At 46.3% G+C, this 7,113-nt stretch carries 5 protein-coding genes and 1 pseudogene; 2 read left to right on the top strand and 4 right to left on the bottom strand.

Translation table 11 applies throughout. The features are described 5' to 3' along the window. Window positions 1-2,029: pseudogene (locus QT974_RS19140) on the top strand (peptidase C11 clostripain); the annotation flags it as partial. A gap of 326 nt (window positions 2,030-2,355) precedes the next feature. Here QT974_RS19140 and dprA read toward each other — a convergent pair. The 3 genes from dprA to QT974_RS19125 form a co-directional block, all read right to left on the bottom strand. Next, window positions 2,356-3,507 carry a DNA-processing protein DprA gene (gene dprA / locus QT974_RS19135; protein WP_333470018.1) on the bottom strand — a complete coding sequence of 384 codons (1,152 nt, stop codon included), beginning with the start codon at window positions 3,505-3,507 and terminating at the stop codon, window positions 2,356-2,358. A 175-nt stretch (window positions 3,508-3,682) separates the two neighbouring features. Further along, window positions 3,683-4,351, bottom strand: coding sequence for a YdcF family protein (locus QT974_RS19130; RefSeq protein ID WP_333470017.1), 669 nt, complete (start codon window positions 4,349-4,351; stop codon window positions 3,683-3,685). A gap of 244 nt (window positions 4,352-4,595) precedes the next feature. After that, window positions 4,596-5,243, bottom strand: coding sequence for a DUF2301 domain-containing membrane protein (locus QT974_RS19125; protein ID WP_333470016.1), 648 nt, complete (start codon window positions 5,241-5,243; stop codon window positions 4,596-4,598). Between the two features lie 85 nt (window positions 5,244-5,328). Here QT974_RS19125 and QT974_RS19120 point away from each other — a divergent pair, with 85 nt between their 5' ends. Next, window positions 5,329-6,006: a hypothetical protein gene (locus QT974_RS19120; RefSeq protein WP_333470015.1), complete on the top strand. Its 678-nt coding sequence runs from the start codon at window positions 5,329-5,331 to the stop codon at window positions 6,004-6,006. A 129-nt stretch (window positions 6,007-6,135) separates the two neighbouring features. Here QT974_RS19120 and QT974_RS19115 read toward each other — a convergent pair whose 3' ends face one another. After that, window positions 6,136-6,903, bottom strand: coding sequence for a DUF561 domain-containing protein (locus QT974_RS19115; protein WP_333470014.1), 768 nt, complete (start codon window positions 6,901-6,903; stop codon window positions 6,136-6,138). Between the last annotated feature and the right edge of the window lie 210 nt (window positions 6,904-7,113).

The following is a 7,113-nucleotide window of genomic DNA, read 5'->3' as shown; positions in this document are numbered from 1 at the left end:
TGACATTTTGCCGGATGGTCAATTTGAGGGAACAGAAGAAATTGCGTTTCGGATCGCCAGTCGGGATAATACCAATATTGGCACCCAAAACACTGCCAGTCTGAAAATTATCGATGCTGAATCTACACTCAACAACAACCCGCCGGTGGTGACTAATTCCCTCTTGAATCAACGTGGCCCCAATTCCCGTGGCTTCAATTTGACTCTTGCTCCCGACACGTTTACCGATCGCGATCCAGGTGACAGCCTCACTTACTCCTACTCAATAATTCCAGAGTTCCAAAGCAACGTCGGCCCCTTAGGTTCCAACCCTCTCGATTGGCTGACCTTCGACCCCAATACCGGCACTTTCATTCCACCCAATTGGCTTAATTTCGACGCGAATACGCTGACCTTTAGCGTGGATTTGAATGCTGGCAATGTCCCCTCACAATTCTATGTGCCAATTAAGGTGACAGCAACGGACAATGCGGGTGCCAGTGTCAGCGACTTCTTCCACCTGTACCGCGCCAACAGCCTTTCTGGCATAGCAATTGACGGTTATATCTCCGGTGCAACTCTGTTCCTCGATGCCAACAAAAACGGCATCAAAGATCCCAACGAACCATCCACAACTACCGACAGCGGCGGTAAATTCAATCTCGATATTCCCTTCGACATCTTCGACAAAAACAAAAACGGAGAAATCGACCCCGAAGAAGGCAATCTAGTTGCAATTGGAGGCACAGACACCGCCACCGGATTACCCCTAGAAACACAACTTACGGCACCACCAGATTCTACTGTTATCACCCTATTAACCAGCTTAATCGCCGACTTAATCGACAAAGGAATTGAACCAGAATCAGCGCAATCTTTAGTCAAAGCAGCCTTTGGACTCGCCGCTGATATTGACCTAACCACCTTAGACCCCATCCTCGCCACCAACACCAACCAGCCAGGGGGAGTCCAAGTCTTAGCAGCCATGGTCAAAGTCCAAAACGTCATCACTCAAACAGTCGCTTTGATTGACGGTGCATCCAGTGCAGCCGATCGCGATCTTGTCAAAGCTGTTGTCAGTTCAATGGGCGATAAAATTCAAGCAGGTGCTATCTTAAATCTCAGCAACCCAGCGGCCTTAGAACCAATAATTCTGCAATCCGCTGCTAAAATACAGCAGATTGACCCCAGTTTGAAAATTCAAACTGTCACCCAAATTACCCAGCAAGCAGCGACAGTAATGGCAACAGCAAATCAGCGCATCGATCTCGCTCTCAGCAATCCCACAGCCACATCAATTCCCGAAGCCGTGGCCCGCGTCCAACAAGTAGCCTTGGGCGCAACCAGTCAAGACTTCAAAGCAGTCGGTGCCGGAATTAAGCCAATTTCCCAGCTAGTTACTGACAATACTGGTGCTGCTTTAGAGAGTAAAATTCAATCGGCAATCTTGCCGACAGGGCTTGCAACTCCTGTTGTCACCGGCGACGCCAATTTTGGCAGCGTTTCCCCAGGTATCATCAAGGGTACAAATAGCAACGATACCCTCACCGGCAGCAGTGGCAATGATGCCATCTACGGTTTGCGAGGCAATGATTCGCTAGACGGCGCCCTTGGAGATGACACTCTTTTCGGTGGCAAAGGTAGCGATACTTTGCTCGGTTCTCGCGGTAATGATATCTTGTTTGGCGGCCAAGGAGATGATACTTTGCTGGGCGGCGAGGGTAATGATATCTTGTTTGGCGGCAAAGGAGATAATTTCCTGAATGGCGGTTTAGGAAATGATACTTTGACAGGAGGAAGCGGAGTCAATAAATTTGTAATTGCCACCAACTCCGGGAGCGATGTTATTACCGATTTTGAATTTGGTCTAGATGTTTTAGTATTGGGTAACGGCCTGGTTTCCGGGCAATTGACGATTACTGAAGACCGAGGTAAAACATTAGTCAGGTTTACCCAAACTGGGGAGCTTTTAGCTACTATCAACGGAGTTGCTGCTGGCAGCCGAAGCCTTAGCGCGATTAATAGCGGGATTAATTTGGGATTGTTTTGATAAGACGGGGCGGTTGAAACCCGGCGGTTGAAACCGCGTCTGTACAGACAAAATCCGCCGTCTGCTCTGTTGAAGAATGTACAATTAAACCCGGCGGTTGAAACCAGGTTTATACAGACACTCACCCGCCTCCGCGGGTTGAAGAGTGTACAATAAAACCCGGCGGTTGAAACCGCGTCTATACAGACAAAACCCGCCGGACGCCAGTTGAAGAGTAGGCGGTTAAAATTACGTTTTTTTTCGACCGTCGGCGTCCGGCGGACATCGTTTGTATAGACGCGGTTTCAACCGCGGTCTTTTCTTAAATACGATCGCGCTAACACCAATCAACACCGCTGATAGCGCATACCCGGCAATTGCGAAACTAATCCCAACAATTCCAACTGCAAAAGAATACCAGAAACTGTCCCCGCTTCCAATCGGGCGGCTTCCACAATTGTATCAAAAGAACTTGTCCCAGAGCCGATCGCCCCCAGCACCACAGCCAACTGGGCATCCAACGGCGGGCCTTGCTTTTGGGGGGGCGGATTTGTCGGAAACAAGGACAACTGCTGCGCGCTGTCCAATTTTGGCATAGCTCCGAGCATTTCCAGCAACCGATCTTCGCTTAATAGTCGATCGCTACTCGGGAGAATCGGATGAGCACCTTTACTCAGCAACTCCAAACATCCAAACGATCGCTCGTCATCCAATCTTGCCGTCAAAACATAGACATCCCGGCAAAAATCATTAGCTTGATAAGCAGTAATTAACGCCCCCGACTTCTGCGGAGCTTCTATCACAATAGTAGCGCGGCTCAAGCCCGCAATTATCCGATTTCGGCGCGGAAAATTAGTTTTATTCGGTTGAGTGCCCGCCGGATATTCGCTAATTGCCAATCCCTGCTGCAACAGGCGATCGTACAACCGCTCATTTGGCTTAGGATAAACAATATCAACCCCAGTCCCAAAAACAGCCAAAGTCCGACCGCCCGCCTCCAAACAGCTTATATGAGCCTCCGTATCAATACCCGCAGCAAATCCCGAAACCACAGTAAAACCGTTTGTAGCCAAAGCCGTACTAAATTTGCGAGTCCAGCGGCGGCCGTATTCCGAAGGACTGCGAGTCCCAACAATTGCCACCGTCGGCGTAATTCCGCAATTCTCTTTTAAGTCAACTAACCCGCGATAATACAGCACAGGCGGCGGATTGGGAATTTCCGATAACAAGCTGGGATAATCTTTATCTGCGGGCGTCCAGAAACAGGGATTTTCGATCAGATGTTTTTCGATAAATTCTTCGGGATTGAGTTGGTTTCGTTCTTGCACAACAGTTTCTATTGTCTGCTTTCCTAACCCTTCGACTTGCATTAAATCTATTGGTTTCGCCGTCCAAGCTGCCGCCAAACTAGGGAAATGTTGGTGCAATCTTTGCAACAAAATTGGCCCGATACCGTTAATCTGCGACCATGCCAACCAGTAAGCGCGTTCTTCTAGCAACGACTTGCCCTCAATTTATCTGAGAATGATTTTATCATTAATCCTCTTCGATTCCTAGTTGGGGCGGGGCGGGTTTACAAATACCCTGGATGTGATTTTAGATACTGGTGAACCCGCCCCTACAGAATATCACTTGGTTCCAAGGAACTAATAACTAATAACTAATAACTAATAACTAGGCTTTCCAATCGACAAAACGGGCATAAATATAAGCAATAATTTCTCCAGTTACAGTCCGAAAACCTTCGCTGGATTTCCACCATTCCTGGGGGTTATAATCTTGCGGAACGGCAGATATAATTCCGACTTTAATGTCAGGATGCAGCACTTGTCTGAAAACCATCCAACTTCTGCGGGCGTGAGTGCCAAAAGAATAAAGATTAATTGAGTCAACTTTTAGCGCAGAAGCAGCCAGCCAATCTCGAAGGGCGATCGCAGAAGCAGCAGTGCGGTGTTTCACAACATTCGGTGCGGGTACAGCTACTACTTTGTCTTTATCAAATCCTAGCGCAATACAACTCGCAGCGGTCAGTTCGGCATAATTTTTATATTCAGCGAGGTAGTAGCCTTTACCTACGGGAAGCCCGGTGGCAATTAATTGGCGGTATCCGCCTTTGTTGAATTCGGCGATCGCACTTTCGACTGCATAATCGGGTAACCAGCCTTCCACAACCAGTATATCTGCTTTGAGCGGCGCATTTACCGCCAAAAATGGATGGATATTTGTGATAATTAAGAGCATTGTAATGATTAAACCTGCGATCGCAATTACCCAACCTTCCCAGGTAACTGCCCACATTTCTCGGCGGCGGATTAGACGAAGTTTGATTTTAGGTTTTCGCATCCTGTCAAAAAAAATCATATAGCAGAAAGAAGTTCGGCAACGGATTGTGTAACGGATTGTGTAACGGATAGAATATAGAAATTGTAACCTCAGATTTCGTATTTAATAAATCAATAAATTGCTAACCCTGTTGGCGGATGCTCTGTAACAATTTTTCCGCTAAATCACGCCAATAAATCTAACTTTACTGTGCGCAATCACATCCGTTAAATCCGCTACACAATCCGTTGCCGAACCTGCTTTACTATTTGTGTTTGAGATACTCAAAAACGCTCTTATCCCCAATATCCTGGGGGATAGGTTGAAAGAACTTGCGCACGGCAAAAATGATAAACAATACTGCCCAAACTCCCAGCAACAACTGTTCGTTTTGCGGTGTCAAAAAGCCGAAAATATGTCCTAAAAGTAACAGCGGAACTCCCGGAGTCAAAAACTTAGTTTCGAGGCGGTTGAAGCAGAAAGCTTCTTTGAAAAAGATCCCATTTAAGGCGGCAAAAGTAAAGCCAATTCCCCACAAAGTGGCTGGATGTTCGTACACTGCTAAAGCCAAAGGTTCGCTGCTTTGTAAAGCTACAAAAAGTGCTGCCGCGCCGCCGATCGCCCAAAACACCTGTAGTGTTCGGTGTAGTGCAATCATGTAAATGTGAATAGTTGCCAAACTAACCCCTAAAGCTATCCAGAAACACGCAAAAACAGGCGTTACAGCTTGGATTGCAGTTGGGTTGTCGCCTTGTTGCAGCACCAGGGTAGCGCCCACAGCCAAACACAGCGCCGCCACCCCCAATCCGGCGCGGTAGATCAGCACTCCAGTGCGATCGCTTTGGGTAATTGTAAACTCGCCAAATTGTCCTTGATACACTTCCGGTTCATCAGGCGATTTCAGTAATTGCATCACAGCTTTCTCCTATTTAATCAGACACGAATGTACTTCTGCCAAGATATACTTTATTGATAAACCGATACAGCGGAACCGAGCGATGCCTAAATTTAACAAGCCTAAACTTAATCAGCCTAAAGTTATCAAATCTCAAGTTAACAATTCTAAATCTGGCGATCGCCCAAATCAAAGCAAACCCCTTCCTTCAGAATCCGAACTTCCTTTAGTTCAGCTTGATGAAACCATTGTAGCAGGTAGAAGACCGAAACCGCTAAACGACTTGCAGCGCTTGCTTGCCGAAGCACCAGAATTAGGAGGCACTTTCAAGCCAGAAATCTTCGCCCATCTCGATGAAAACCATTCATTTAATGGCAGTCAATTTGAAAGTAGGATTAGAAGAATCCTGGGAAACAAAAAAATCAATGCCGATCTTAAAAATACAATCAAATATTTAGACTACCTCAAGCAAAATTTTGAAGTTCCGTGCCATGTTACTGGTATAGAAGAGTTTGAATGGGAAGAAGAGTATCTTATGGGTTTTGGCACTAAAAAAGAATATGCAAGGCTCAAAAAAACTCAACCTTCTTATACTGATAAATTCACAATTCATCGGTTGGAAGATTTTTCTATTCAGGAAGACGGTATATTTGTGGAAGTTCAGCGCGTCGGCGATCGCAAAAAGTTTATGTTGCGTTTAGCAGAGTTAGAATCAGTTGATGATATCTTCCCAAACAATCAGTTATTACATGATTATTCCGTGTGGTATATCAACTATTAAGGAAGAGAGGGAGATTGGGAGAGGGGAAAAAATCTTCCTTCTTCCCTGTGACTGATGAAAACTGAAAACTGTCAACTGTCAACTCTTCCCTCTTCCCTCTGAAAACTGTCAACTGTCAACTGTCAACTGTCAACTGTCAACTGAAATAGAAGTAGCAAAGTGCGATCGCTCGACTTTTGCCAAAGCTTCAACTAAACTGCGAACAGCAGCAATCATCGCCACTTCGCTGTTAAGTTGGCTGACAGCAGAACCGACACCAACACCCGCAGCGCCGGCGCCAATAGCCAGCGGTGCAGTGACGCTGGAGATGCCGGAAGCGCAGAGTACGGGGACGGATACAGCGCGGGAAATTTCAAAGGCGGCGGCCAGAGTAGGCGCTGCTTTTTCAATCAATCCCAAAGTTCCGGCGTGAATTGGTTGGGCGCTAGTGCCGCCTTCGGTTTGGATGATGTTAGCGCCAGCTTTGACTAATTCGGTTGCTAATTGCACCTGTTTGTCGAGAGTCAAAATGTGGGGAACTGTGACAGAAAGCGTGATGTTCGGAAATAGCGAGATCGTTTGGCGAGTCAACTCCAAAACTTCAGCAGCTTCAAAGCGGCGGCCTAGTGCGTAGAAAGCATCAAAGTTGCCAATTTCAATCAAATCGGCGCCTGCTTCTACCGCAGCGACAAACTTTTCTGGTTCTACAGCAGATACACAAATTGGCAAATTAGTCAACTGTTTTGCCATCAATACCAAATCACGATCGCAAGCAATATCGACAAAGGTCGCGCCACCGAGATCCGCTGCTTTGACAACAGCCGCAACGTTAGCCGCATCAAAATTATTTAAACCGCTGATAATTTTCAGGGCGCGGCCTTGCTCAAATGCGCGCTGCAATTTAGGATTTACACTCATCGTTAGTTTTCCAACTCAGAAAATTTGTTAAACTCATTTTGACACAAATTAGAACAAATTTTAATTTTTAATTCTTAATAGCGGTAAGGTGCAACTATCATCACCCTACATAGGTCGATTATGCCTCCTGGACTGTATTTTGATTTTTATAGCAACCGTCAAGACAGTTAGAACGTTCTTAATTGCTGCAACTATTGTTGTGACTGCATT

It is taken from the genome of Microcoleus sp. BM001215392 (assembly GCF_036700185.1).
In the GTDB taxonomy this organism is placed as follows: domain Bacteria; phylum Cyanobacteriota; class Cyanobacteriia; order Cyanobacteriales; family Microcoleaceae; genus Microcoleus.
The sequence above is the reverse complement of the archived record's forward strand: the minus strand, read 5'-3'. Positions and strand labels throughout refer to the sequence as shown.

Excerpts from the sequence above, each read along its gene's own strand:
- QT974_RS19130 (WP_333470017.1), bottom strand. The coding sequence starts at position 4,351 with ATGCGAAAACCTAAAATCAAACTTCGTCTAATCCGCCGCCGAGAAATG.
- QT974_RS19125 (WP_333470016.1), bottom strand. The coding sequence starts at position 5,243 with ATGCAATTACTGAAATCGCCTGATGAACCGGAAGTGTATCAAGGACAA.
- QT974_RS19120 (WP_333470015.1), top strand. The coding sequence starts at position 5,329 with ATGCCTAAATTTAACAAGCCTAAACTTAATCAGCCTAAAGTTATCAAA.
- QT974_RS19115 (WP_333470014.1), bottom strand. The coding sequence starts at position 6,903 with ATGAGTGTAAATCCTAAATTGCAGCGCGCATTTGAGCAAGGCCGCGCC.